The sequence below is a fragment of the Comamonas sp. DB36 genome (assembly GCF_057914905.1).
In genome coordinates this window covers 459,617-485,418 of the sequence record NZ_CP196633.1, presented here as the reverse complement: position 1 = coordinate 485,418, position 25,802 = coordinate 459,617, and the positions used below count along the sequence as shown (strand labels likewise).

General features: G+C 64.6%; 18 protein-coding genes and 1 pseudogene. 8 read left to right on the top strand and 11 right to left on the bottom strand.

Features of this window, described 5'->3' with window-relative positions:
- The first annotated feature begins 105 nt into the window (after nucleotides 1-105).
- Entirely contained in the window at nucleotides 106-1,161 is a 1,056-nt protein-coding gene (locus ACSVDO_RS26475; RefSeq protein ID WP_489597587.1) for an NAD(P)-dependent alcohol dehydrogenase, read from the top strand.
- Nucleotides 1,161-2,390: a multidrug effflux MFS transporter gene (locus ACSVDO_RS26470; RefSeq protein WP_489597586.1), complete on the top strand. Its 1,230-nt coding sequence runs from the start codon at nucleotides 1,161-1,163 to the stop codon at nucleotides 2,388-2,390. The genes ACSVDO_RS26475 and ACSVDO_RS26470 overlap by 1 nt, the downstream gene beginning before the upstream one ends.
- 40 nt (nucleotides 2,391-2,430) lie before the next feature.
- Here the strand turns inward: ACSVDO_RS26470 and ACSVDO_RS26465 are convergent, their stop codons facing one another.
- From ACSVDO_RS26465 to ACSVDO_RS26455, 3 genes are all read right to left on the bottom strand, one after another.
- Entirely contained in the window at nucleotides 2,431-4,623 is a 2,193-nt protein-coding gene (locus ACSVDO_RS26465) for a xanthine dehydrogenase family protein molybdopterin-binding subunit (protein WP_489597585.1), read from the bottom strand.
- 10 nt (nucleotides 4,624-4,633) lie between these two features.
- Nucleotides 4,634-5,128 (bottom strand): (2Fe-2S)-binding protein, encoded by a 495-nt coding sequence (locus tag ACSVDO_RS26460; RefSeq protein ID WP_489597584.1) that lies wholly within the window; start codon nucleotides 5,126-5,128, stop codon nucleotides 4,634-4,636.
- Between the two features lie 176 nt (nucleotides 5,129-5,304).
- Nucleotides 5,305-6,300 (bottom strand): LysR family transcriptional regulator, encoded by a 996-nt coding sequence (locus tag ACSVDO_RS26455; protein WP_332682161.1) that lies wholly within the window; start codon nucleotides 6,298-6,300, stop codon nucleotides 5,305-5,307.
- Nucleotides 6,301-6,376: 76 nt separating this feature from the next.
- Between ACSVDO_RS26455 and ACSVDO_RS26450 the strand changes: the two genes are divergently transcribed.
- Nucleotides 6,377-6,733 carry a hypothetical protein gene (locus ACSVDO_RS26450; protein WP_489597583.1) on the top strand — a complete coding sequence of 119 codons (357 nt, stop codon included), beginning with the start codon at nucleotides 6,377-6,379 and terminating at the stop codon, nucleotides 6,731-6,733.
- Nucleotides 6,734-6,893: 160 nt separating this feature from the next.
- Nucleotides 6,894-7,532, top strand: a complete 639-nt coding sequence (locus ACSVDO_RS26445) for an RES family NAD+ phosphorylase (RefSeq protein WP_489597582.1) — start codon at nucleotides 6,894-6,896, stop codon at nucleotides 7,530-7,532.
- Between the two features lie 67 nt (nucleotides 7,533-7,599).
- On the opposite strand, the gene ACSVDO_RS26440 is transcribed toward ACSVDO_RS26445, so the two are convergent.
- From ACSVDO_RS26440 to ACSVDO_RS26430, 3 genes are all read right to left on the bottom strand, one after another.
- Nucleotides 7,600-12,255 (bottom strand): Ig-like domain-containing protein, encoded by a 4,656-nt coding sequence (locus ACSVDO_RS26440; protein ID WP_489597581.1) that lies wholly within the window; start codon nucleotides 12,253-12,255, stop codon nucleotides 7,600-7,602.
- Between the two features lie 1,346 nt (nucleotides 12,256-13,601).
- Nucleotides 13,602-14,204 carry a hypothetical protein gene (locus ACSVDO_RS26435; RefSeq protein WP_489597580.1) on the bottom strand — a complete coding sequence of 201 codons (603 nt, stop codon included), beginning with the start codon at nucleotides 14,202-14,204 and terminating at the stop codon, nucleotides 13,602-13,604.
- A 361-nt stretch (nucleotides 14,205-14,565) separates the two neighbouring features.
- Nucleotides 14,566-16,137 (bottom strand): EAL domain-containing protein, encoded by a 1,572-nt coding sequence (locus tag ACSVDO_RS26430; protein WP_489597579.1) that lies wholly within the window; start codon nucleotides 16,135-16,137, stop codon nucleotides 14,566-14,568.
- A gap of 172 nt (nucleotides 16,138-16,309) precedes the next feature.
- On the opposite strand from ACSVDO_RS26430, the gene ACSVDO_RS26425 reads away from it, so the two are divergent.
- Entirely contained in the window at nucleotides 16,310-17,350 is a 1,041-nt protein-coding gene (locus tag ACSVDO_RS26425; protein ID WP_489597578.1) for a L,D-transpeptidase, read from the top strand.
- Nucleotides 17,351-17,484: 134 nt separating this feature from the next.
- On the opposite strand, the pseudogene ACSVDO_RS26420 reads toward ACSVDO_RS26425, so the two are convergent.
- The 5 genes and pseudogenes from ACSVDO_RS26420 to ACSVDO_RS26400 all read right to left on the bottom strand — a co-directional run.
- Nucleotides 17,485-17,676: pseudogene (locus ACSVDO_RS26420) on the bottom strand (IS3 family transposase); the annotation flags it as partial.
- A gap of 8 nt (nucleotides 17,677-17,684) precedes the next feature.
- The gene (locus ACSVDO_RS26415; protein ID WP_489597577.1) at nucleotides 17,685-17,957 is read right to left on the bottom strand and encodes a hypothetical protein; all 273 of its coding nucleotides are present in this window, start codon (nucleotides 17,955-17,957) and stop codon (nucleotides 17,685-17,687) included.
- Nucleotides 17,958-18,250: 293 nt separating this feature from the next.
- A complete protein-coding gene (locus tag ACSVDO_RS26410; protein ID WP_489597576.1) occupies nucleotides 18,251-19,321 on the bottom strand; it encodes a Bug family tripartite tricarboxylate transporter substrate binding protein in 1,071 nt (356 codons plus the stop codon).
- Nucleotides 19,318-20,298: a Bug family tripartite tricarboxylate transporter substrate binding protein gene (locus ACSVDO_RS26405; protein WP_489597575.1), complete on the bottom strand. Its 981-nt coding sequence runs from the start codon at nucleotides 20,296-20,298 to the stop codon at nucleotides 19,318-19,320. The genes ACSVDO_RS26410 and ACSVDO_RS26405 overlap by 4 nt, the downstream gene beginning before the upstream one ends.
- A 38-nt stretch (nucleotides 20,299-20,336) precedes the next feature.
- A complete protein-coding gene (locus ACSVDO_RS26400; protein ID WP_489597574.1) occupies nucleotides 20,337-21,389 on the bottom strand; it encodes a lactonase family protein in 1,053 nt (350 codons plus the stop codon).
- Nucleotides 21,390-21,483: 94 nt separating this feature from the next.
- Between ACSVDO_RS26400 and acnA the strand changes: the two genes are divergently transcribed.
- Genes acnA through ACSVDO_RS26385 form a run of 3 tightly spaced genes read left to right on the top strand, consistent with a single transcriptional unit; the run spans nucleotide 21,484 to nucleotide 25,798 of the window.
- Nucleotides 21,484-24,129, top strand: a complete 2,646-nt coding sequence (gene acnA / locus ACSVDO_RS26395) for an aconitate hydratase AcnA (protein ID WP_489597573.1) — start codon at nucleotides 21,484-21,486, stop codon at nucleotides 24,127-24,129.
- 17 nt (nucleotides 24,130-24,146) lie between these two features.
- Nucleotides 24,147-25,043 carry a GntR family transcriptional regulator gene (locus ACSVDO_RS26390; RefSeq protein ID WP_489597572.1) on the top strand — a complete coding sequence of 299 codons (897 nt, stop codon included), beginning with the start codon at nucleotides 24,147-24,149 and terminating at the stop codon, nucleotides 25,041-25,043.
- A gap of 11 nt (nucleotides 25,044-25,054) precedes the next feature.
- A complete protein-coding gene (locus tag ACSVDO_RS26385) occupies nucleotides 25,055-25,798 on the top strand; it encodes an ABC transporter substrate-binding protein (protein ID WP_489597571.1) in 744 nt (247 codons plus the stop codon).
- Nucleotides 25,799-25,802 lie beyond the last annotated feature (4 nt).

The window sequence follows — 25,802 nt, the reverse complement described above, 5'->3', positions numbered from 1 at the left end:
CTTCAAGCCATTGCAGGCTAGTGCCGCCCGGTTTCAAGGCCTAAAGTGGCAATCATCCCGGGCGCGACCTGCGCGCCTGCCATATTCTTGCCAAGGAAGTCGACCATGAAAACCACCGGTTACGCCGCCTATACCCCCGATTCCCCGCTGGCCCTTTTCCAGTTCGAGCGCCGCAGCCTGCGGCCCAATGATGTGGCGATGGAAATTCTCTACAGCGGGGTCTGCCACTCCGATCTGCACACCGCGCGCAACGACTGGGGCTGGAGCTACTACCCCATCGTGCCAGGCCACGAGATCGTGGGCCGGGTCACGGCGGTCGGTGACAAGGTCGGCAAGTACCGGGTCGGCGACCATGTGGCCGTGGGCTGCATGGTCGACAGCTGCATGGCCTGCGACCAGTGCGGCCGCGGCGAGGAGCAGCTGTGCCGCGCGGGCAATACCGGCACCTATGCGGGCCGCGACCGCATCAGCGGCGAGAACACCCAAGGCGGCTACTCCAAGCACCTGGTGGTGCGCGAGGAGTTCTGCCTGCGCGTGCCCGAGGGCCTCGATCTGGCGCGCGCCGCGCCGCTGCTGTGCGCCGGCATCACCACCTATTCGCCGCTGCGCACCTGGAACGTGGGCGCGGGCAGCCGCGTCGCAGTGATCGGCCTGGGCGGGCTGGGCCACATGGCGGTGAAGCTGGCCGTGGGCCTGGGCGCCGAGGTGACGGTGCTCAGCCGCAGCAGCGACAAGAAAGCCGATGCCCTGGCGCTGGGCGCGCACCGGCTGCTGGCCTCGTCCGATCCCCAGGCCATGGCCCAGGCGGCCAACGGTTTCGATCTGATCATCGACACCGTGCCGGTCAAGCACGCGCTTGACCCCTACCTGCCGCTGCTGGACGTGGACGGCACGCTGGTCATCGTCGGCCAGGTCGGGCCTATGCAGGAAATGAACACCGTGCCGCTGCTGCTGGGGCGCCGGCGCATTGCGGGCTCGCCCATAGGCGGCATACGCGAAACCCAGGAAATGCTGGACTTCTGCGCGCGCAAGAACATCCTGCCCGACTGCGAAATGATTCGCATGGACCAGATCAACGAAGCCTTCGAGCGCATGGAGAAAGCCGATGTGCGCTATCGCTTCGTGATCGACATGGCGTCGCTGGCCGTCGAAGCCGCCTGATGCCGGCAGCGACGCCGGCGCGCCCGGTCAGCGAACTGCGCCTGCTGCTGATCCTCAGCGCGCTGATGGCCTTCACCTCGCTGTCCACCGACATCTATCTGCCGGCGATGCCGCAGATGGCGCGCGAACTGCAGGGCAACATGGAGCTGACCATCACCAGCTTTCTGGTCGGCTTCGCGCTGGCGCAGCTGATGTGGGGACCGGTCAGCGACCGCATAGGCCGGCGCCGGCCGCTGGTCATGGGTGTGCTGCTGTTCGTGATCGGCTCGGTGGGCTGCGCGCTGTCGCAGACCCTGGGCGAGATCGTGCTGTGGCGCATGTTCCAGGCCTTTGGCGCCTGCACCGGCCCGATGCTGGCGCGCGCCATGGTGCGCGACCTGTATCCGCGCACCAAGGCCGCGCAGACGCTGTCCACGCTGACGGTGATCATGGCCATCGCGCCGATTGCCGGGCCGCTGCTGGGCGGGCAGATCGTGCGCCTGGGCTCCTGGCACGGCATCTTCTGGCTGCTCGCCGGCATAGGCGTGCTGATGCTGTTCGCGTTGCGCCGCCTGCCCGAGACGCTGCCCGTGGAGCGCCGGTCAACGAGTTCGGCGCTGACCGCGTTTGCCGACTACCGTGCGCTGCTGGGCAATGCGGTGTTCATGCGCTACACGCTGTGCGTGACGCTGTTCTATGTCAGCGCCTACGCGTTCATCACCGGCTCGCCGCATGTGTACATCGAGTACTTTCACGTGGCGCCCGAGCACTACGGCTGGCTGTTTGGCTTGAACATCATCGGCCTGATGGCCATGAGCCTGATCAACCGCAAGCTGGTCGGCCGCTTCAGTCTTGACCGGCTGCTGCGCGCCGCCAGCACGGTGGCGGCGCTGGCCATGCTCGCGGGTGTGGTGCTTGCGCAGCTGCGCATCGGCGGCCTGCCGGGCGTGGTGCTGCCGGTATTCGTGTTCTTTTCCATGAACGGCGTGATTGCGGCCAGCGCCACCGCGGCCGCGCTCGACGGCGTGCCGCCCGGTCTGGCTGGATCGGCCGCGGCCCTCATCGGGTCGCTGCAGTACGGCAGCGGCATCGTCTCTTCGCTGCTGCTGGCGGCCCTGCCCAAGGAAACGCCGCATTCGCTGATCGTGGTGATGGCGGTGTTTGCGGTGGGCTGCGCGGCCATGGCCTGGTGGCAGCGGGGCCGGGCCGATGTGGCTGCCGTCGCGCCCGAGCCGGTGGGCAGGCCGTAGTTGCGGCCCGGGCCCTTTTGCCGAGAGGGCCGGGCGCGTTTCACAGCGGGGTGTTTTTCAGCGGCAACTGCCGCACCCGCTTGCCCGTGGCCGCGAACACCGCATTGAGCACCGCCGGCGCCGCCACCGCAATGGTGGGTTCGCCCACGCCGCCCCAGAAGCCGCCCGAGGGCATGGTGATGACTTCGACCTGGGGCATTTCGTCCAGGCGCATGACGTTGTAGGTGTCGAAGTTCTGCTGCTCGATGCGCCCGTGCTTGACCGTGCATTCGCCGTAGAGCATGGCCGACAGCCCGTAGACGAAGGAGCCGGTGATCTGCGTCTCGACCTGCTGCGGGTTGACCACATGGCCGGGGTCGGTGGCGGCAACGATACGGTGGATGCTCAGCTTGCCGTCGGTCACCGAGACCTCGGCGGCCGCGGCCACATAACTGCCAAAGCCCATGATCTGCGCCAGGCCGCGGTGGCGGCCCGCGGGCGCCGGACTGTCCCAGCCTATGCCCTTGGCCGCGGCCTCGAGCACGGCCAGGTGCTTGGGGTGCCTGGCCATGAGCTTGCGCCGGAATGCCAGCGGGTCCTGGCCCGCGGCATGGGCCAGTTCGTCGATGAAGCACTCGAGGTAGACGGCGTTCTGGTTGAGGTTCACGCCGCGCCAGGCGCCGGGGCGCACATGCGGGTTGCGCATGGCGTGGTCTACCAGCAGATGGGGAAAGGTATAGCCCAGCGCCATTTCGGCGCCTTCGGCCACCAGGCCCTGGTAGACGATGGGGTCGCCGCCCTCGGCAGTGATGCGCGAGGGCGCATGGTAGGCAAAGATCGACTGGCCCGAAAGGCGCATGTGCAGCGCCTGCACTTCGCCCGCGTTGTCCAGCGACGCGCGCAGCCGGCATTGCGTGACCGGGTGGTACTGGCCCTGGGCCATGTCCTCCTCGCGCGTCCACATCATCTTGACCGGGGTGTCGGGCAGCTGTTTGGCAATCAGCGTGGCAATACGCACGTAGTCGGTGTACAGCCGCCGGCCGAAACTGCCGCCAATGCGCATGGTGTGCACCTCGCAGGCCGTCGCGGGCAGGCCGGCGGCCTTGGCCATCTCGTCGAGCGCGGCATCGGCCACCTGGGTCGGGCCCCACATCTCGCAGCGCTGCGCGCTCCAGCGCACGGTGGCGCTGAGGATCTCCATGGGCGCATGGTTCTGGTAGGGATAGCCGTAGTCGGCCTCGATCACGCGCGCGGCCTGGGCCAGCACGCCCTTGGCGTCGCCGATGCGGTTGCCCACATAGGCCTTTTCTGCGGACAGCCCTTCGCGCAGCGACGCGGCGATGGTCCCGCTCGAGGCCGTGGCGTTGCCACCTTCGTCCCAGACGATGGGCAGGGCGTCCAGCGCCGACTTGGCGCGCCAGAAGGTGTCGGCCACCACGGCCACGGTGGCGTCGTCGACGCGCAGCACCTGCTTGACGCCGCGGCGGCTGGCAACGGCGGCGGCGTCGAAGCTCTTGAGCTTGCCGCCATGCACCGGGCAGGCCCTGGGCACGGCCACCAGCATGCCGGGCAGCGTGAAATCGGGGCCATAGACCAGGCTGCCGTTGAGCTTGTCCAGCGTGTCGAGGCGCTTGAGCGGCTGGCCGGCAATGGTCCAGGTCTTGGGGTCCTTGAGCGCCACCTGCTCGGGCGGCGTGATCGCGGCGGCCGCCACGGCCACGGCGCCGTAGGTGGTGCGCCGTCCGCTGGCCGCATGGACGATCACGCCCTTGGTCACGCTGCACTCGGCGGGCGCTACGCCCCAGCCGTTGGCCGCGGCGTGCACCAGCATGGCCCGGGCCGTGGCGCCGCCGCGGCGCACGTAGTCGTGCGAGCCGCGGATGGCGCGCGAGCCTCCGGTCGACAGGTCGCGCCAGACATTCTGCCGGCTGCGGTTGCGCGCCGGGTTGACGAGCTCGAAGCGCACTTGCGCCCAGTCGCACTCCAGCTCTTCGGCGACCAGCTGCGCCAGGCCCGTCAGCGAGCCCTGGCCCATCTCGGTGCGCGCGATGCGTATGGTCACCGTTTCATCCGGGCGTATCACCACCCAGGCATTGACCTCGGGCGCGGCCGCCTGTGCCAGCGCGGCCTGCGGCGCGAGCATGTTGAAGCCGAACGTGAAGGCCCCGGCCGTGAGGCTGGCGCTGGCGAGAAAGCCGCGGCGCGAAAGGCGCGGGCCGGTGGACTGGGGAGCGGATGCCGTGGTCTGTGTCATCGTGCTCTCCTCAGTTGCGCGCCGCGGGCGCGGAGTGGGCGGGTGCGGATGCGCGCATGCGCTGGGCGGCAAGCTGTATGCCTGCGAGCACCCGGGCGTAGGTGCCGCAGCGGCAGATGTTGCTGATCTCGCTGCGAATCTGCGCCTCGCTCGGGTCCGGATTCTGCGCCAGCAGCGCGGCCGCCGCCATCAGCATGCCCGACTGGCAGTAGCCGCATTGCGCCACATCGAGCTCGGCCCAGGCCAACTGCAAGGGGTGGGGCTGGTCGGCGCCCAGGCCTTCGATGGTGGTGACTTTCTGCTGCGGCGTGACCGCGGCCACGGGCATCACGCAGGAGCGCAGCGCCGCGCCATCGAGCTGTACGGTGCAGGCGCCGCACTGGCCTATGCCGCAGCCGTACTTGGTGCCGGTCAGGCCGACCTGCTCGCGCAGCACCCAGAGCAGCGGTGTGTCGTCCTCGACGTCGACGGTCACGGACTTGCCGTTGATGTTCAGTTGGGCCATGGCGGGTTCCTGTGGGTGGGCAGAGCGTTTTTATGGGCGCGCCAGCGGACAAGGCGCGCGGACAGGCGTGGAGTACGTTCCATCGCCAGAGACTGTAGTGCCTGGGCCCTGGTCTGAATCGCAAGCGGATCTTGCTCCATTGGCAAGCTACGCTTGTCAATCGCGCGGCGCAGCGCTCATGCAGTTGGCGGCACAGTCTGCGCGGGGCGCACAAACAGTGCGCGCCCGCGTTCTTCCGCCGCCGTCAACTCTTGCTGGCTCAGCACATAGGTGTGGTTGTTGGCCAGGCGGTCTATGGCCAGATCCAGAAACGCGCGCACGCGCGCCGGCTGGGCCACGCGGCTGCCGTAGTAGACAAAGACGCTGGAAAAATCCGCCACATGCTGCGTCAACAGCGGCACCAGCCGGCCGCTGCGGATGTGCTGCGCCGCGGTCACGGAAGTCAACTGGCCCAGCACCCGTCCGCCGAGCACGGCGTCGGTCTCCAGCTCTTCTTCGTTGGCGACGAAAGCCGGCGGCACGTCCTGCTCCACGGACGTGTCGCCCTGTTTGAGGCGCCACGGCAGGGGCTGGCCGGTGGTGCGCAGTCGGAACACGCTGCAGCGGTGCTCCGCGAGCTGTTCGATGCGGTCCGGCGCGCCATGGCGCTCCAGATAGCGCGGCGCGGCGCAGACGATCAGCTGCAAGGGAAAAAGCCGGCGCGCGATCACGCCGTCTGCCGCTGACAGACCGATGCGAAAGCCCACGTCGGCCCGGTCCTCGACCCAGTTGCCTATGCGGTCGTCGAGCTGCACATCGGGCTGGACGCGCGGATGCAGCTCGGAAAACTCCTGCAGCAGCGCGGCCAGCACCGGACGGAACACCGAGTGCGGGCCGACAATGCGCAGCGGGCCGGCAATTTCATCGGTGGCGTTGCGGGCCTGCGCCAGCGCGCGCTCCAGCCCGGCCAGCGAGGGCCGCGCCGATTCCAGGAACTGCCGGCCTTCGGCCGTCAGCTGCATATTGCGCGTGGTGCGGTGCAACAGACGCACGCCCAGGTGCTTTTCCAATTGCGCCAATGCCTGGCTCGCAGCCTGCGGCGTCATGCCCTGCGCCGCCGCCGCCTTGCGCAAGCTGCCCAGATCGGCGGTCTTGACGAAAGTGGAAATGGAGCGCAGTTCGTTGATGGGCATCGGGACGTCCTTGGTTGGCGGCTATGGTAAGGCAGCCGGGCAAGACATATCCTCAATCGATTGACTCCTGCCCAACTTGCGCAATGAGCTGAAGATTGCTTTACAGGAGCTGGAGAACACCGTCAGGGTCCTGCGGGTAGCAGCCATCGGGACTCCAGCAGCATCCGATACAAGCAAAGAGACAGGAAAGCAGCCTGACGAGCACGACATGCGCGCTGCTTGGGTTTTGGATAGCGCGCAAGCCATGGTCCGCAAGGGACAGCTGGTGACGCCCGTGGAGTTCCAGGAGCTGATGGGATGGACCACCAGGCAGGCCGTGTCCAAGGCCGCCCAAAGCCATCGCATTTTTTCTCTGATGCATAAAAGGCAGAGCGCTACTTTCCGGCGTTCTACGCCGATCCAGCATATGACCGCAGGCATCTGGAAGCCGTAAGCAAAGTGCTCGGCGATCTGCCGGAAGGCTCAAAGCTGCAGTTTTTCCTCACGCGCAAAGCTTTCTTGGGTGGTCTAACCCCGCTGCAGGCCCTTGCTGCGGGCCGGGTTGTCAAGGTCAAGGAGGTCGCTGCTGCGTTTGCCCAAGAGGCTTGAGCGCTGTGGCACTGCAGCCACCTGCTGCTGATTTTTCCCACCGTCCGCTGCACATCAAGGAGGTTGCCGTGATGTCGCTCAGGAGAATAGGCCGGCGCAATACCGGGGAACCTTGCTTTGGAAGACATGCGGCCAACCGGTTTGACGACCCGAGCAAGCAGTTTGGGGCTTGCTACTGCGGTCTGCAGTTGGACACTGCCATCGCGGAGTCCGTACTGCACGACGCGTTGCCTGACAAGGGGCAGTTCAGGATACGGCCGGAGGAAATCGAGACGCGCTATTTGGTCACTTTTGCAGCTGGGGCCGATCACGGCATGCTGAGACGCGCCGACCTTTCCGGTCGGCATCGCAAGCGCATTGGTGGAAACAACAGCCTGTCGGCTGACCACCCTTACGATGTCACCCAGCAGTGGGCTGCGGCTGTCCATAGGCATCCTGCGAATGTGGATGGCTTTCTCTTCGTCTCCAAACAACTCAACGAAAAGCGCGCCGCCGTGCTGTTTAACAGGGTGAAAGAAAAGTTTGATGCGCCCACCTATACGCTCTTGACCCAGGCGCGGGGGCTGCTTCAGGCCACCAAGCGGCTGGGTATCGTCATCGTGCCCCAGGGAATTGGAGCCACGGCATTCCCAAGGGATCAATAGTGTCCAGGAAAGCCGTGGCGGTTCAGGGTGACGAGGGACTCAGCTCAACCGAGGCCCTCGACCAGGCTCAGGCGGAGTAGAGCAAGCCCGACTCCAGCACGCCCACCAGTTCCGCCGAAGGATGGGCCAGAGCGTACTCCGCAGCGGCGCTGACAAGCGCGCGGGCGCCGATCTCGCCCGTTTGCAGCTGCTGAACGAAGGGCTGCAACTGCTGCTGTGTGCCCACGCTGCCCGTGGCATTGGTCCAGAGCAATTGCACCAGTGCCTGCGCCGTCAACGCCTGGCCTTGCTGCTGCTGCAGCGCATCAATGGCATAGCCGCTGAGTACTTCGAAGCTCATGCCGGAATCGAGCGCCGCCAGGCCTGCGCCCGCCAGGCCCTGGTGCGCAAGCCCCTCGGTGCCGAACAGCACAGCCAGCAGACCCGCCACCTGGCCGGCCGTGCCATCGACATCCAGCGCCACGCTGACATCCTTGAGGTGCAGGCGTTCTATGCCGATCGATTCGGCCATGTTGCCGTCGATCAGCGAGGTGCCTTCCCAGCGGTCAGTGCCGGTGCGCACCAGGTGCACGTCGGCACGGTTGAGCTCGACGCGCAGTTCCTCGTGGCCGGCCGTGCCCTGGTTGAGTTCCGGGATCACGTTCATGCGCACGATCTGGGCATTGTCCTGCAGGCCCGCGACCAGTTCCTGGGCCGTGCGGCCCGGGAACAGTCCAGGCGCTGCCTGCAGCACCACCTCGGCGACCTGCAGTGCGGTCAACTCGCTGTGCTGCTGGGCCCAGGCGCCTTGCTCGGCCGTGGGCGCGCGACCCAGCCAGTGCGTGGCGATATGCGCCACGGCGGCTTCGGCTTCGCTGTCGGCGATGTACAGCGCAGCGCCGCTGTCGAACTTGACTTGCTCGATGGATTTCAGACGATCGACTTCGCCGCTCGTGCGGTGCGTGAACACCAGCACCTGGCCGTCGGTGGACAGCGTGTAGTCGGCGAGGCTGCCGGCCTGCAGCGCCGTGTCCCAGCCCAGGCCGCCGTCAAGGCGGTCGTTGCCCGTGCCGCCCGAAAGCAGGTCGTGGCCCGTGCCGCCGAACACGATGTCGTTGCCGGCGTCTCCGAACACCTGGTCGTTGCCGCCCAGGCTGCCCACGGTGTCCTTGCCGCCGCCGCCGTGCAGGAGGTCGTCGTCCGCGCCCAGGATCATGGTCTGTGCGCTGGCGTCGCCGATGGCGAAGTTGCGGCCTTCGCCGCCGATGACGCGTACCGCGCCGATGACGATGGCGAACTCGACGCGGCTCAGGTCCAGCACGCTGCCGGCGGGCAGTGCGCGCGCATCGATCACCAGCGCTTCCTGGCGCAGTGGGTGGGACAGATCGCTCTCGCCGGTGCCCGTGGTGCCTTGAACGACGATGGGCTGGCTGGAGGCCGTGGCGCCGGGCGCAGTGCTGAAGGTCAGCGTGCGCACCATGACCTGTGACTGGTCGCCGACCGTGGGCACATAGGCGTCTATGCCTTGCTGCAACAGCATGGCGAAGTCACCGGGCAGCGTGCGCGGCGAGGTCGCGGCCATGAGCTGGTCGCGCAGCGACAGGTTGGCGCCGCTGCTGCTGTCGGAGCTCACGCCCACGCCCGTGGGCAGGCCGACCTGCACCAGAACATTGCCGTTGGCGTCCTTGGCCAGGGGTACATCGGCCAGCGCACTGTGGGACGTGTTGGGGTCTTCGTTGCGGTTGGGGGCTACAGGGGCGATGCGCGTGGTCGTGGTGGTCACACCGTTGCTGTCGGTGCGCGTGGTCGTGGTTACGCTCGCTCCGTCCACGATCACCGGCGGCACCGAGGGCTGGCTAGGCTCGGTGGGCGTCGTGGGCTCGGTCGGCGTGACCGGTTGCGCGGTGGTGAAGTTGAACGCCGTTGCATCGGCCAGGGCGGCGGCGGCATTGCCGGCCACGTCCACAATGGCATCGGCATCCCAGGTCAGGTGGTAGGCGGTGCCGGCCTTGAGCGCCGCAGCGGGCGTGATGACCAGGCGGCCGGCGCCGTCGATGGTGGCGGCGATGGCGACCGTGGTGCCGGCCAGCGTGTCGTGCAGCAAGATCTTGCCGGCATCGGCCGAGCCCAGGCGCTCGCCGAAGTCGAGCACCAGGGCGGCGCTGGTGGCGACGGCGGCGGCGTTGTCGGCGGGGCTGCTGAGTACGGGGTTGAAGACCGGGGCCGTGGCGTCGAGCTCGTAGGTCTGGATCAGCGGGGCGCCTTCGTTGCCCGCGGCGTCGATGACTTTCAGGCGCAGCGTGCTGCTGCCGGAGAGCGTGGCGTTGTCCCAGCTCAGATCCAGGCCCTGGACCTTGTCCGTGATGTCGAGCCAGTTGTTGCCGCCGTCCAGCGAAGCATAGAGTTTCTCGCCCGCGCCTAGCGTGGCACTGAGCGTGGCGGTGATGGTCTGGGCGGCGGTGCGGGTGATGAAGTCCGCGGTGTTGCCACCCGTGTCGTGCGAAAACTGCAGGGCGCTGAAGGTCTGCGTGGGCGCCGTGGTGTCTATGGTCAGCGTCTGGGTGCCGGGATCGGAGACATTGCCCGCAACGTCGGTGGCGGTCACCGAGACAGCATTGGCGCCGTTGGTATCGAGCACCAGCACGCCTGCGGTGGGAATTGCCGTGGCCAGATCGATGCGCCATGTGCCGTCTCCGGCCACGGTGGTATAGGTCGCGCCCGCCACCGTCACGCTGACGGTGGTGCCGGCTTCGGCGGTGCCAGACAAGGTGGGCTGGCTTTGCGCACTCAGCTCGGCCGAGGTGATCAAGGGCGCGTCGGGAACGTCTGTGTCGATCTGCAGATCCTGGGTGGCCGCCGTGGACATGTTGCCGGCGGCATCGGTGGCCGTGACGGCCACCGCATTGTGGCCGTTGGTGTCCAGCAGCAGCGTGCCGGATATCGGCGTGTCGCTGGACAGGTCTATGCTCCAGGTCCCATCCGTGGCAATGACGCGGAAGGTGGCGCCGCTGATCGCGACCGTGACCGTCGAGCCCGTTTCCGCCGTGCCCGACAGTGTCGGTTGGGCCAGCGTGCTCACGGCGGCCGAGGTGATGGCGGGAATGGCGGGTGCCGTGGTGTCGATCACGATGTTCTTGTTGGCGCCCAGCGAGCCTGGAAAGCCGGGCGTAGGCAGTGTCAGCACGGCGTTGTTGCCGGCCGTGTCACGCAGGGTGCCCCCATTCAGCGCGAGCGCCGAAGTGCCCGCAAGATCCAGGTCCGTCGCGCTCTGGTTGGCGGCCACCGTGTAGTGGAACACCAGCGTCGCGGTGCCCGAGCCGGAAACGTACGACGCAGTGGCGCCGTTGCTCAGCGCGAGCGTGGGCGTACCGTTGACCATGACATTCTCGGCGAATGCGATCTCGATGGCGATCACCTGGCCGGCCTTGTAGGCGCCGTCGGCCGTGCTCGCGCCGACGTTGTTCACGCTGGGCAACTGCGTGTCCACGCGGGCATTGGAAGTGTCCTGCAAGGTGGTGGTGCCGCTCGCGCTGGTGGCGCTGACCGAGACATTGCGGCCAGTGGCGTCAATGGGGGCGCCTGCGAGCGTATAGCTCGCGCTCCACAGGCCGTTGGCGCCCTGGGTGGCGCTCACGGCCGCGCCGCCGCCGAACTGCGTGAAGTCGAACGTGACGGCGGAGAGCGCGTCGACGTTGTTGTCGCCCGTGGCGCCATTGTTCCAAGTCGCGGTCACGGTATCGCCGAACTTGAAAGCACCGGACTCGCCGCTGGCGCTGGAGATGGTCACATGGGAGTCGGTGACCGTGGGGCCGGTGACCACGGTGATGGTCTGGGCCTGGTAGCTCACGTTGCCCGCGGCATCGGTGGCCGAGAGGTAGATTTGGTAGCTGCCGACTGCCAGTGTCGTGTTCGTCTGCAGTTGGTTGCCCACAATGGCGAAACTGCCATTGTCGGCATTGTTCGTACCGTTCCCTGCGGCCAGCGCGTAGTCCACGCTACTGGCGTCCGAAGACTGCAGCGTGGCGACGGCGACATTGCTGCCCGTGGAGGCTGCGGGCACAGAGGTCTTGTCCAGGCCGAAGCCGGTGGGAGCGGCGGTATCGATGACGACCGCGAGCGCGCTGGATGCGCCGCTGGGGTTGCCGGCAGCATCGGTGGCCCTGGCAGTGAGGTTGTGGTTGCCCTGGCTCAGGGGGGTGGTCGGCACGATGCTCCAGTTGCCGCCGGTGGCGACCGCCGAGCCCAGGACGGTGGTGCCGTCCGAGTCATAGAGGGTGACGGTGGAGCCGGCTTCGGCGGTGCCGGTAAAGGTGGGCGATGCCTGGTTGGTGATGCGGTCGGACGAGGACGCGCCGGTGTCCGATGCGGGGTCCATGGCAGGGACGGAGGGTGTGGCGGGGGCAGTGTGATCCAGCGTGTAGGTATTGCCGCTGGTGTAGCCGCCGGTGATGGCAATGCTGCCACTGCCTGTGATGCCTGTTCCGCTGGGCTTGAGGTCCAGGCGCAGCGTACCGTCGCCAGCCAGCGAATTGACAGTGACGGTGTAGGTGCTGCCGGAGCCGGTGACCGAGGCGATGGAGCCAGTGGCATTGCCGCTCTCGGTCAGGGTGAAGCTACTGGTGCTGACGCCGCTGACCGATTCGCTGAAGGTGACGGTATAGCTGACCGAGGCAGCATCGTGCTGGACGGTGCTGTCCGCCCCGGCTGTGAGGACAATGGACGTGACCGAGGGGCCGGTCGCCACAAAATCACTGATTTTGCCAGTGACATATTCTATGATGCGAGGCGCGTTGGATATGCGGGCAGCTGAGTAGGTGAACATCAGCTGATCGCCGTTGATCACCACAGGGGTTAATCCTTCAATGTAGTCGCCGGAAGGAGATTTGAAGGAATTCAGTTCTGGAATATTGCTATAGCCTTTGATCCAGTTGTCGCCAATTTTCGCCCAAACCGACCATTCTTTCGCTTCATAATATGTTCCATAATAGGCGATGAAGAAGGATTGGTTGCTGGAGTTCGTGGCAAGGTATCCCTGGGCGCCCGGCACGAGGTTGAAGAATCTATCGTAGTCTACGTAGTCTGCGCTGGGAGTTAACCCATCGGCATTTGCAATTCTTGTTGAAAGATCACTCGCCAGTTGCCAACTGCCAGAGGTATTCGAGATGACGCCAAAGGATGCGTTGTCATATTGCCCCCCAGCGCCGCCTCCCGTATAGAGTATGTTGAGGGATCCATCGGAATTTCCCGTCATTCCCCCGAGATTGTAGTTATCTATGTCCGAGTTGGAGTCAATGATTGTGGTCGATGCCGTCCAGTCTTGTGAACTGCTGAGTTTGACATCAAGGTAAAAGCCATCTCCCTTTGTATAGGAAAGATAGACATCATTGCCAGATTTCACCATGTAGCCGATTTCGGCAATATAGGCCGAGCTTGTCAAGTCTTTTGCCACTTCTGAGGTGTTCCAGTTGCCGCTGGATTTCTCGGCTACAATAATGGCTTGTTTCCCCTGATCGACTCCACTGTTGAACGAGCGTTCGTATCCGACGACAGCATTTCCGAGGCCGTCATACGCCAAGCGAATGTCAGAAAAGCTGTCGCTTGCTGCTGTCCATACATTGGGTACCGGAATGCTGATGATGTCTGATTCACTACCCCATTGATTGTTGCTCAAATCAAGTTCGCGATGGAAAACGCCGCGTGCCGTGGAAAACGTATTGCTGTTGGCATCCTGTATGTTCGCTCTGCCGGCGTATGCGATGCCTAAATGACCCGAGTCATCGATTGCCAAAGCCACTGTGTCGCCGAAATACGTGGCATTCGAGTGATTCAGGCCATCGGCCAGACTTGCAATCTTAACCCAATTTCCAGAGATTTGTGTGTATTTGTAAATCTCTATATCGACCGAACCCGTAGATCCGCCAGAAACGATGCCGCTCTTAGCAATCGCGGTATAGACGTCACCATTTGCATCGGTAACCGTGGAGTTTTGTGGAGATCCAGCGGCGCTGGTGATGGTGCCTGTGGTAATGGTCATTTTTTAATGAAAATATATTGATAATAAAGAAGGAGAACTTGACGAAGTTCATCGAGTCAATCAATAAATGCAGCTATATGAGATGCTTTGATTTCTTGAGTTGCAATCGGAGTTATGCCTAAATTTCCCTTGGAATAATTGTGCGACCCTGAAACAGCAACGGAAAATTTTGATTTTTGCGGGGAAAATAAATCCGGGCCGATTTGTCGTAATATCTGCCGCTCACAACACAGGGAAGGCAGACTTGCGAAGCCAGGGCAGGCGTTGCAGATGGTGGCAACCCTGGCAGAGTGGTCAGAGCCGCCCCAGACAGTGAATCCGGATGAAGTGGTAGCGGTGCTGGCATGTTCCATGAGACATGTACTTTTCAAGCAGGCTGAGCCGAAGACGCGGCAGGCGGCAGCCGCGAAACCCAATGTTTGAAGCGTGTCCGGCAGAAATAGTTTTTTTCTATTGAGCCTGTATTTTAATCCTCGCTGAAAAAACTGTAAACAAATGTTTAAACATGCCTTCGGCAACATAGTGGAGCCCATGGCAACGTATGCATCTTCAGATGCGTTTTTTTGTGATGCAGAGAGTAGAAATTGGTATGTGGCGTTGGCTGCCGCCGTGAGCGCGCTGGAGCGGTTGCCGCCATTGCGACCGCGGCGCTGGCCCATCTGACCCTGGACGCAGGCACAGCCATCAAAAGCACAGTCGGCTGATCGAAGCTGCACTCATCATTGCCGGCGGTATCGCCGTCGTGGCACTCGCTCTGGGCGCGAAGGACAGGCGATAGCCCTTCCGCCCAGGGCTGCGCGCGGCAGGCTTGGCATTTTCTTTCCTGTGCGGAGCGCGCGAGGCTGGCACAACTCGTGCGTTGCAGCGCCGATGAATCCCAGTAAAAGGGGTTCACTGACCGTTAGCTGGCCGCAGGCGCGCACTGGCCAGCGCGGACGCGCCCCGGCCCCAGCAGGTCGAACTTGTCAGGGAATCCTGGCGCCAGCCGGGCGGGTTGCGCATGGCGCATCGAGAGGGCGATCAGAGACCGTGATCCGCCGAGAAATCATTGAGCTGGCTCAGCGTCAGTGGCTTGGAAAAGAGCCAGCCTTGGGCATATTGCACGCCATGTGCCTGCAGATATTGGGCCTGCTGCTCGGTCTCCACGCCCTCGGCCACAATCGCAAGATCAAGGCTCTTGGCAAGCGAAATGATGTGGGCCAGAACCGGCCCTGTGACTGATTCGGTGGCGACAGTCTGCACAAAGGACTTGTCGATCTTCAATATATCCAGGGGCAGAGTCTGCAGATACTGCAGGCCGCAATATCCGGTGCCGAAATCGTCAATGGCCAAGAAGTGTCCAGCGCCCCGGGCCAGATCGAGTTGCTCGCTTGCCTCGGCACCGTTGGCCACGCATCCGCGCTCCGTGACTTCCAGCCAAACCTGCTGGGCGCGGATGCCGGCGTTGTCCAGTCGGCCGCGCAAAACCTTCATCGTGCTTGCCGAGCCAATGTCCTGAGCGGACAGATTGACGGAAACGTGGAAATCCGGGTGCTGATGCAGGAACTCTCTAAGGTCGCGAATGAGAATGTCGAAGACCTGCTCGGTCACTGCCGTGATGAGTTGATGTTCTTCGGCGAGATCGATGAACAGGTCTGGCCGCACCAGGACACCGTCGGGTCGCTGCCATCGAACCAGGGCTTCGGCGCCGACCAGTTTTCCGCTTGCGAGCTCGATGATGGGCTGGTAGTGAAGGATGAACTCGCGTTTGCGAATCCCGATGCTCAACTCCGCCACAGGCGACAGCCGCTTGCGGGACAGCTGTACGATCAGCCCGATGACGATGGCGGCCGCCACAAGCCCCAGCGGAACCAGCAATTCGATTTGATGCTCCAAGTCCTCGCTGGACGCATCCGGCCCGGTCGCCAGTGCGACCCAATCGTCCCAGCGGATTTCGCTGACCAGTCGATCGCCCGAGGCATTCCTGAATGCGCCGGATTGCAATAGTGCAGCGTCTTCTGGACTCAGGCTGCGTGATGCCGACAGTAGCCCCATTTGCAGATGCATGAATGCCAGTCCGACATCTTGCGGGACAGAGATGTCCGTGAAGCGAGCGACATTGATCATTACCAGGTAACTACCTTTGCGCAGGCCTAGCATGGGATCGCTGCCGGTGATATGCGAGCGCAGGCCGGTGAAGCCTTCGATGCCGTCGCCCAGGCCGAAGTCCGGTTTGCGCTCGATCGCCACATGCGCTTGCTGCCAGGTGGAGCACTGGCTCACGCCGTCGTCGTATTCGATCTCTTCGACCGACAGGGTGTTGAGGGTGAAACGACGCATCAGCTCCACATGCTCCGCAGAACACGCTGCCTCGTCGTGGACGTCGAGCGCATTGAGCGCGCTGCGCGCCTGAACCAGGGCAATGGTCGCGCGCTCGGCAACCTTGCGAGCGTGCAGCTCCAGTCGTAGCGCCTGCGCCTCATGGGCGTTGTGGGCGGCGAAATAGGTCGCAATGCCCATGGGTAACGTCACACCGGCCAGTGCGAACAATGCCGCCAGCAGTGCAATTCGACGCTTTCTTTTCTCGCGCGGGGCGAGGGTGGTGTCAGTCATATGAACCTGGTTCGGGCGCTGCGGCCTCATCTGGCTTGGCGTGGCAGTCCAATCTAGTTTATCCGTGGCCAGCGCGCGATCGGGGTGGCCGCGTGTTAGGGTTGGCCTGGTCCCATCCACCCATGGACCCGCACCGGGTCGCCGCAGTGTGTAACGAATGAAGATCCCGGGTATGAACCATCTCAGCTTGCCGCGCCGCCGCTGGCTGCATACCGCAGGCGCCGCGACATTGACCGCCTTGGTTGCGCCGACATCCCGTGCCGAGCCCGTATGGGGGGCGGCTGTGTCCAGCTCGGTGGATACTCCGCCGTCGGCGCTCAAGCCGGGGCAGTGGATCTGGGCAGGCGACCGCGCCGCGGCCGGACCCATGGTCATGGTGGTCAGCCTGAGCGAGCAACGCGCCTACGTCTATCGAAACGGGCTGCTCGAAGCCGTCACCACTGTCAGCACCGGCAAGCCCGGGCACCGCACGCCCACTGGCATATTCACCATCCTGCAAAAGGACAGGCACCACCATTCCAGTCTCTACCAGAATGCAGCCATGCCCTACCAGGAGCGGCTGACCTGGGATGGGGTCGCGCTCCATGCGGGAGGACTGCCGGGCTACCCCGAGTCGCACGGCTGCATACACTTGCCCACCGAGTTCGCGCGCCGTTTGTTCGAGACGACCACGCTGGGCATGACAGTGGTGGTGGCGGCGCAGGGCCAGGCCCCGCAGGCGGTGGCCCACCCGACCATGCTGGCGCCGGTGCAGGCCAGCGGCCAGCCGGACGCACTGATCGCGACACCGTTGGCGGCTCGTGAGGCGAGCCGCTGGAACCCGGAACGTGCACCGAGCGGCCCCGTGTCGCTGGTCCTCAGCAGCCGCGACCGGCGGCTGGTGGTCCTGCGTGGCGGTGTGGAGATAGGCCGCACGCGGGTGGGCTTGCGCCGCCCGGATGGCTGGTCGGGAACGCACGCCCTGGTCGTGCAATCGGTGGATACGGGCCACATGCCGCGGTGGGTGATGCTGGGCGTGCCAGGACACGAAGAAGATGCGGGCGTGCCCTTGCGCAGCGCGGCCATCGACAACGTGTCGATTGCGCCTGAATTCGTGGCACGCGTACTGCCGCTGCTGGGTTTGGGCAGCGTGCTGGTGGTCACCGATATGGCCATACTTCCTCACACTACAGGCGCGCGCCAGCGCGTCCTGGATGCTTTGCCGCCCTCATAGGCGGTGAAATCGGGGGCGTTTTGCCCGCTTGCAACGTTGTGAGAAACGGGCCGTCGCGCAGACGGCTGGCAATGACCAGTGCGTTATCGTTGATTGCGCATTTTCAACTGCCGGAGGTCAGCACGGTTAAGGTGTCCCTCGCCGTTGAGCAAGCGCGCCACCCGGTGCCTGCCACAATGCTCACCTGGATTGCGCATGTCCAGCGTCAGCTGGCGCTCGCCGTGGATGCCGCCGCCCTCCAGCCGCTTGAGCAGGCCGGATGGGCGCTGGTCATCCCTTGCCCGCGAGCTCTGTGTTTCTGTCTTCCACGCGCAGTGGAAGCTTGGGCAGGGCTTCAGGAGAAGCTTCTCCAGAGCTCAGTGCCCAGCAACCACGGGTTGATGACGCTGGTCTCCCAACTGATGGAATCGAAATCCGTCACCTTGGCCAGCAGCTTGTGCTGGGAGCCCGAGTTGTCAAAGATGTATGCACGGTGCGCCACTTCGCAGGCCTCGGTCATCAGGGCGATGGACTTGTGATATAGAAATCCGCCCGAGGCATTGAGCGACTTCCCCAGCTCGTCAGCGTTGACAAACACGCCGATCCACTGGGGCTTGAGCGCAGACATGATGGTGCTTTTGCCTGATCCGTTGGGTCCTGCCAGTACACGAAGGCGCGGCTGTGCTGCCGCCCGTCGAGCGCGAGGAGGTTTACCTGACACGATTCAGGACAGTGCCGGGCTTGACCCGCTTGCCAACCGGAAGATTCATGATGACCGTGACACTGCCGTCAAGCCTGCGCCCAACGACCTGGCCGGTGGCGGTCTTCACGGTGACTGCGCCGGTATGCCTGGGCGTATTCCAGTACGCATCATGACCTGCCTTGGCGGCACTCGCGTAAATGCCGCACAAGAGCGCCGCATCATTCCATGCGGATATTGCGCTCCTTCACCAGCTTGGCCCACTTGGCGGATTCGCTGTCGATGAACGTCGCGAAATCCTGGCTGCTGCCGCCGCCAAATTCATTGCCCATGGAAACGATGCGGTCCTTGACTTCAGGGTGCTCCATGGCCTGGGCAAACGCCGTCTGGAGCTTGTTCACGATCTCCGGCGAGGTGCCTTTGGGCGCTACGTATCCCATCCAGTTGGAGACGGTCACCGCCGGGTAGCCCAACTCCGTGAAGGTGGGGACATCCGGCATGAAGCGCAGACGTTGGGCAGAGGTCACAGCCAGCGCCTTGATCTTTTTCGCCTGGATCGTCGGCATGGCCGCCCCGGTCTGTTCGAACATCAGATCGACCTGGCCCGCCATCAAGGCAGTGGATGCAGGGCCGCCGCCCTTGAAGGGCACGCCAACCATGTCGATGCCTGCTGCTGCCTCGAACAGTTCCGCGGACAGATGGTGCGCGCCCCCTGGTCCCGCGTTGGCGATATTCAAGGCGCCTGGTTTGGCCTTTGCGGTGGCGACGACATCGGCGACGCTGCGGAAGGGTCTATCCACTGGCGCCACCAGCACCAGCGGGCTCTTTTCCAGCAGGATGATCGGCACAAAGGATTTGGGGTCGAAATTCAGCTTTGGATAAATCCAGGGGTTGACCGCCAGCGGGCCGAAGCTGCCCATGGCGATGGTGTAGCCGTCTGGAGCGGCACGGCCGGCCAGTTCCATGCCGACGTTTCCGCTGGCGCCAGGCTTGTTGTCCACAATGATCGGCTGGCCGAGGATTTCTCCCATGCGCTTTGCCACCAGGCGGGTCTTCACATCGGTGTTGCCGCCTGCGGCGAAAGGCACAATGATGGTGATGGCCTTGGCTGGATAGTTGCTCGCCGCGGGCTGGGCGACTGCCCAGGCACTGGTCACGGCCAGCACCGTACCCACTACCAGCTTGCGACGATTCGATGAACTAGCTTGCATTGTTGCCTCCTGAGTCAAAGAAAATGACGGTTTGCTACCGCCTTGTGGAATCCAACCCGACCGATGCCGCCAGGGCATCATTCGGGCGTGATGTTTGCGGTTGCCACGATGCGCGCGTACTTCGTGGTTTCCCGACTTATGAATTCACGGAATTGCGCTTGCGTGATCGGCTCGGGCTCTCCGCCTTGCTCGCGCAGACGCTGGATCAGGTCAGGGTCCTTCAGCGCGGCAGCGATGGATGCATTGAGCTGGTGTTGAATGGCCGCAGGCGTTTTGGCCGGGGCGAACACGCCAAACCAGTTCTCGAGGTCATAGGCCTTGGCCGCGGGTGTCTCCGCGATGGCCGGAATGTCGGGCGCGAAACTGGCGCGCTTGGCCGATGTCACCGCCAGCGCCTTGACGCGGCCGCCCTTGAGAAACGCCGCGGCGCCCGCATAGCTGACGAACGTCAGATCGACGGTGCCCGAAGCCACATCGACCAGCTGGCCCGAAGCGCCCTTGTAGGGCACATGCTGCATCTTGATGTTCAGGATGGACTGCAGCAGTTCGCCGTTGAGGTGCTGGGGATTGCCGACGCCGCTGCTCGCATAGGTGAGCTTGCCCGGGTGCTTGGCGGCATATGCGGCAAGTTCGGCAATGTTGTTGACGGGGAAGTTCGGGTTCGCCAACAGCACGTTGGGCACACGCGAGACCAGCGCGATAGGCGCCAGGTCGCGCTCTGGCTGGTATTGCATGCGGCTTTTGTAGACCAGCGGATTGATCGCTGTTTCACCCGCGGAGCCCAGCAGCAGCGTATAGCCGTCTCCCGGTGCCTTGCTGACGAAGGCGGCACCCACCATGCCGCTGGCGCCCGGCTTGTTGTCCACCAGCACGGTCTGTTTCAGGCTGACGCGCAGCTTTTCGGCGAGCAGCCGCGCCATCGCGTCAACGCCGCCGCCGGCCGAGAAGGGCACGACGATGGTGATCGGCTTGGCGGGGTAGCCATTGCCCTGGGCCGCCGCGGGCAGCGCCAGCGCCGTAGCGCAAAGCAACAGGGTGCAAAGAGGGGTCGATTTCATGGGGTCTCCTGGATGGGTCATCTGATCTATGCGCGGCTTCAAGCCGAAAACACCATGCACACCGGGCTGCCGCAGCGCACCTGCGCGCCGGTGGCCGCGAGCGCTCCGGTGTCCGGATCAATGGCAAAGGTGACGATGGTGTCGCTGTCCTCGTTCAGCGCGAACAGGAAGCGGCCGTTCGGCGAGAGCGCAAAGCAACGCGGCGTCTTGCCGCGCGTGGGCTCGGCGCCGAGAAAGCGCAGGCACCCCGAAGGGCCGTCGATGGCGAATGCCGCCACGCTGTCGCCGCCCCGGTTGGAGCTGTAGAGAAACCGGCCGCGCGCATCAATGGCAATACCCGCGGCCCGACTGTTGCCGACAAAGCTGTCCGCAAGCGCGGGTAATACCTGGAATGGAGCGAGCGCGCCACTGCCCGCGTCGAAGCGATAGGCGGTGACGCTGGAATCGAGTTCGTTGACCACATAGGCCAGCGGCAGGTGGGGGTGGAACGCCATGTGGCGCGGTCCCGCGCCTTCGCGCGCCGCGACCCAGGGCACGGCGGCGGGCACAAGCCGCCCCTCGCTGAACGCAAAGCTGAAGATGCGGTCCAGTCCCTTGTCGGGCACGACAACGAAGCGGCCCGAGGGGTCAAAGGGATTGAAGTGCGGCTTGGCCTGCTGCTGCTCGACACGGTGCGGCCCCACCGGCCCCTCCAGCGCGATCAGCTGGCACAGCGGCGCCAGCGCGCCATCGGCGTTGATCGGAAGCACGGCCAGGCTGGCGCCGATGTGGTTGGAAACCACCAGGAACCTGCCGCTCGGATCCAAGGCCAGATGCACCGGATTTCTGCCTTGCGTGCTTTCGCGGTTGATGAAGCGCAGCAGTCCGGTCTGGCGCTCCACCGCGAAGGCACTGACTTCGGCCGCGTCACCATGGACCGTGTAGAGGAATTGCCCGTCCCGGCTCAGCGCCAGAAACGAGGGATTGACCAGGCCTTTTTCAATCGCCACCAGTTCCAGCGCGCCCTGCACGGGATCGAGGCGAAAGATGCTGATGCCTTCACCCCGGGCATTCCTTTCCCGGGTGGTGCGGCTGCCGACATAGGCATACATAAGGTGTCCTTGAAGCGCGGTATGGGCCCGCTCGAAAATCGCTAGGGTTTGCACTGGTTTGCATTTTATGAATGAAAAATGCAAAATACACCCTATGGAAAACACCGAGATCCCCACGCTTGCCCTGACGGCCAACGGCACGACCTACCGCGCCACCGATCTGCGCAAGCTCGCTGGCACGCATCTGGCACACATGCCGGTGGTGTTGCGCCTGCTGCTGGAAAACGCCGCGCGCAACATGGCGGGCAGCGAGCGCGGGGCCGCGCTGCAGGCGCTGCTCGCATGGACGCAGACCGGTACCAGCGAAGCGGAAATCGCCTACCAGCCTGGCCGGGTGCTGATGCACGACACCACCAGCACCCCCGCGCTGGTGGACCTGGCGGCGATGCGCAGCACGCTGGCGGAAGCGGGCGTCGATGCCTCGGCCCTCAATTCCAGCCTGCCGGTGGACGTCTCGGTGGACCACTCTCTGGCCGTGGAAGCATTTGCGCGCACGGAAGCGCCGGGAATCAACATGGAGTTCGAGATCCGACGCAATGCCGAGCGCTATGGCTTTTTGCAGTGGGCGTCGAAAGTGCTGCAGGGGGTGCGCATCCATCCCCCGGGCACGGGCATCATGCACACCATCAACCTGGAGCAACTGGCGACCGTGGTGACCACGCAGCAGCGCTCGGGCGCAAGCTGGCTGGTGCCCGACATGATGATAGGCACCGACAGCCATACGCCCATGATCAATGGCATCGGCGTGCTCGGCTGGGGGGTCGGCGGGCTGGAGGCGCAGACGGTGATGTTCGGCATGCCCACCATGCTGCGCATCCCGGATGTGATTGGCGTGCGTCTGACCGGGCAGCTGCGTGCGGGCGTGCTGGCCACCGATCTGGCGCTCACGGTGACCAGTCGGTTGCGCGCCATTGGCGTGTCAGGCGAATTCGTTGAATTCTTTGGTCCCGGCGTGTCTACGCTCACCGCTGGCGACCGCGCCGTGGTCGCCAACATGGCGCCCGAGTACGGTGCCACCACCGGTTTCTTTCCGGTCGATGAGGCCACCCTCGACTACCTGCGCGCCACGGGCCGCAGCGCGGCTGCCATCGAGCGCGTGCGTGTGCTGACCCAGGCCCTGGGGCTGTGGTTCGACCCAAGCGCCAATCCGCGCTTCACGCGCAGCATTGAAATCGATCTCGACGCCGTCGAGATGCATGTGGCGGGGCCGCGCCGGCCACAGGATCTGCGCGGCTTTGGCGAAACATCGGCCTTGCTCAAGGCCTTGAATTTCACGCCCACGGGCAGCGCCACGGACATGCCACGCCACCCCATCGTCATCGCTGCCATCACCAGTTGCACTAACACCTCGGACCCACGCCTGCTGGTCGTCGCCGGCCTGGTGGCACGCAAGGCCCGGGCGCTGGGCCTGAAGGTGCCGCACTGGGTCAAGACTTCGACCGGTCCGGGTTCGCCCGCCGCCGCGGCCTATCTGCAGCGTGCCGGGCTCACCGACGATTTGTCGGCGGTGGGTTTTGACATCGTCGGCTATGGCTGCACGACCTGCATCGGTAACTCGGGTCAGCTGACGGCGGCGGTCCAGGCGGCCATGGCGCGGGGCGCCATCCACCCGGTGGCCGCGCTGTCGGGCAACCGCAATTTCCCGGGCCGCGTCCATCCCGATCTGGACCTGGGCTTTCTGATGTCGCCGCCCCTGGTCATTGCGTTTGCGCTGGCCGGAGACGCCGAAAAGGACCTGCGCATCGATCCCATCCAGGTGACAGCGGACGGGCGTTGCGTGTTTCTGCAGGACCTCTGGCCGTCCGCCGCGGAAATCGACGCCTGCCTGGCCGCATCCCAGGACCCCGCGGACTACCGCCGCGCGTTCCAGATCGCCTTGCAGAATCCGCTCTGGCACCAGCTGCCGGCACCGGACACGCCGCTCTATCCCTGGGAGCCGAAGTCCACGGCACTGCGCCGCCCGCCGTTTGCCGACCTGAACGAAGGCAGCCTGCTGGGGCAATTCACCGCCTATCCGCTGCTGGTGGTGGGCGACGACATTACGACCGACCATATTTCGCCGGCCAGCGCCATTCCCAGGGACAGCCTGGTGGCCGACTTCCTGGTCGAGCGCGGCGACGACCGCAACGACCTGAACGTTTTTGCATCGCGCCGCGGCAACTGGGAAGTGATGGTGCGCGGCGCGTTTCACAGCAAAAGCTTGAAGAATCTGCTCGCGCCCGACGTGCCGGTAGCACATACCGTCCACGTGCCCAGCGGCGACGTCATGCCGCTGTATGACGCCGCGTGCCGCTACGCGGACGACGGAGATTCGGTGGTGCTGGTGGCCGGCGAGCGCTATGGCACCGGCTCCTCGCGTGACTGGGCCGCCAAGGGGCAGCGGCTGCTGGGCATCCGCAGCGTGCTGGCCAACAGCTTCGAGCGCATTCACCGCTCCAACCTGATCGGCATGGGCATCCTGCCGCTGCGCTTCCCGCCAGGTGTGACACCCGCGTCGCTGCACCTGGTTCTGGGCGATCGCATCATGGTGGATGCCCCCGTGGACGCCATCACGCCGCGTGGCCCGGTTGTGGTGCGCATTCTGCGCGTCAACGGCGACAGCGAGCCACTGACTGCGACAGCCGCGGTCGAGACGCAGTTGGAAGTGGATCTGCTGCGCAAGGGCGGCGTCATTCCCTCGACATTGCAACGGATGCTGCAACAACACCGACAGGAAACCGCTGCGCAATGTCCGGCTTGAATGGACAATCCGATGCCATGCGTATCGAACAAACCATAGTCACCAAGATCCTTGAATTGATCAAGGCGCAGGAGATGACCGTGGGCAGCCATCTGCCTGCGCAACTGCTTGCCGACCGTTTGCGGGTGTCCCGCTCGCCCATCAATGAGGCGTTGGGCATTCTTGCGGAAAAAGGCGTTCTCAAGCGCGAAGCCAATCGAGGCTACTTCCTGGCCACGCCCGTGGTGGCTCCCACCAAGACCCTGGTGGAACAACTGGGCATCGGTGAAACCAATGTCGTCTCGGATGTCTACTTTCGCATTGCCGAAGACCTTCTGCGTGGACTGCTGCCCCGCGACGTCAAGGAAACCGAGATCAAGCACCGCTATGCGCTGACCCCGGCTCAGCTCAACAGCGTCATGGCACGGATCTCCAGCGAAGGTTGGGCCGAGAAGAAGCCCGGCTATGGCTGGAGCTTCTCCTCGATGCTGACCACGGCCGACAGCCTTTTGCAGTCCTACCGCTTGCGACTGGCCCTGGAGCCCGCGGCCCTGCTCGAGCCCGGCTACCACCTGGCGCCAGACGTCATCGAGCGTTGCCGAGCCGCGGAGAGGCATCTGCTGCAAGGCGGCATAGCGACCGACAGCGCGGACAACCTGCACGAACGCGGCGTGCACTTCCACGAATCGCTGGTCGAAGGCTCGGGCAATCCGTTTTTCATCGACACCATCCGGCGCGTGAACCGCGTGCGCCGCTTGCTGTCCTACCGTTCCATGCAGGAACGCTCGCGCTACCGCGAACACTGCGAACAGCACCTGCACCTGCTCGATCTGCTGGAGCGGGGGCACAACGACGAAGCCGCGCAGGCCATGCGGGTGCATTTGTCGAGCACGCTGCGCAATCTCGAAAAGATCAGCGGAATTCTCAAACCTTGACCCTTTGCACCATGCACGTATCCCCCGACATTCTTCAAGCATTCACGCCCATGGGCGTTCTTCGGGCGTCCATCAATCTGGGCAATCCGATCCTGGCCCACCGCAACGCGCAGACGGGGGAAGTGGGCGGGGTGTCCGTGGACCTGGCCCGTGCTTTTGGCGAGCAGCTGGGGGTAGGCGTGGAATTGGTTGTTTTCGATGCGGCGGGCAAGTCCGTCGAGGCCGTCGCCACGCAGCAGGCCGATATCGGCTTCTTTGCCATCGACCCGTTGCGGGGCCAGAGCATCCGCTTCACCGCACCCTATGTGTTGATCGAGGGCGCCTACCTGGTGCGCGAGGCCTCGCCGTTGCAAGCCAATGAAGAGGTGGACCAGCCCGGCAGGCGCGTGACCGTGGGCAAGGGCAGCGCCTATGACTTGTTCCTGAGCCGTGAACTCCGGCAGGCGACGATCGAGCGCGCTGCCACCTCACCGGCCGTGGTGGACAGCTTCTTGGCGACACAGGCCGATGTGGCGGCCGGCGTCAAGCAGCAGCTGCAGGCGGACGCGCAGCGCATTGCCGGCCTGCGCCTGCTGCCAGGCCGTTTCATGGTCATTCAGCAAGCCATGGGCATGCCCACCAGCCGGGGCGAAGCCGCGGCGGCGGCGCTGCACGCCTTTGTCGAGGAGCGCAAGCAAAGCGGCTTCATCGCTGAAGCACTCAAGCGCCACGGGATAGAGGGCGCCAGCGTCGCACCGGCTCAAAGCCGCAGTTAAAAGT

Bases quoted from the DNA above. Each gene is read 5' to 3' on its own strand.
- ACSVDO_RS26430 (WP_489597579.1), bottom strand. From the start codon at position 16,137: ATGACTGACACCACCCTCGCCCCGCGCGAGAAAAGAAAGCGTCGAATT.
- acnA (WP_489597573.1), top strand. From the start codon at position 21,484: ATGGAAAACACCGAGATCCCCACGCTTGCCCTGACGGCCAACGGCACG.
- ACSVDO_RS26410 (WP_489597576.1), bottom strand. From the start codon at position 19,321: ATGATGCCCTGGCGGCATCGGTCGGGTTGGATTCCACAAGGCGGTAGC.
- ACSVDO_RS26400 (WP_489597574.1), bottom strand. From the start codon at position 21,389: ATGTATGCCTATGTCGGCAGCCGCACCACCCGGGAAAGGAATGCCCGG.
- ACSVDO_RS26460 (WP_489597584.1), bottom strand. From the start codon at position 5,128: ATGGCCCAACTGAACATCAACGGCAAGTCCGTGACCGTCGACGTCGAG.
- ACSVDO_RS26425 (WP_489597578.1), top strand. From the start codon at position 16,310: ATGAACCATCTCAGCTTGCCGCGCCGCCGCTGGCTGCATACCGCAGGC.
- ACSVDO_RS26465 (WP_489597585.1), bottom strand. From the start codon at position 4,623: ATGACACAGACCACGGCATCCGCTCCCCAGTCCACCGGCCCGCGCCTT.
- ACSVDO_RS26390 (WP_489597572.1), top strand. From the start codon at position 24,147: ATGCGTATCGAACAAACCATAGTCACCAAGATCCTTGAATTGATCAAG.
- ACSVDO_RS26455 (WP_332682161.1), bottom strand. From the start codon at position 6,300: ATGCCCATCAACGAACTGCGCTCCATTTCCACTTTCGTCAAGACCGCC.
- ACSVDO_RS26435 (WP_489597580.1), bottom strand. From the start codon at position 14,204: ATGGGCCAGCGCCGCGGTCGCAATGGCGGCAACCGCTCCAGCGCGCTC.
- ACSVDO_RS26385 (WP_489597571.1), top strand. From the start codon at position 25,055: ATGCACGTATCCCCCGACATTCTTCAAGCATTCACGCCCATGGGCGTT.
- ACSVDO_RS26470 (WP_489597586.1), top strand. From the start codon at position 1,161: ATGCCGGCAGCGACGCCGGCGCGCCCGGTCAGCGAACTGCGCCTGCTG.
- ACSVDO_RS26475 (WP_489597587.1), top strand. From the start codon at position 106: ATGAAAACCACCGGTTACGCCGCCTATACCCCCGATTCCCCGCTGGCC.
- ACSVDO_RS26405 (WP_489597575.1), bottom strand. From the start codon at position 20,298: ATGAAATCGACCCCTCTTTGCACCCTGTTGCTTTGCGCTACGGCGCTG.
- ACSVDO_RS26415 (WP_489597577.1), bottom strand. From the start codon at position 17,957: ATGTCTGCGCTCAAGCCCCAGTGGATCGGCGTGTTTGTCAACGCTGAC.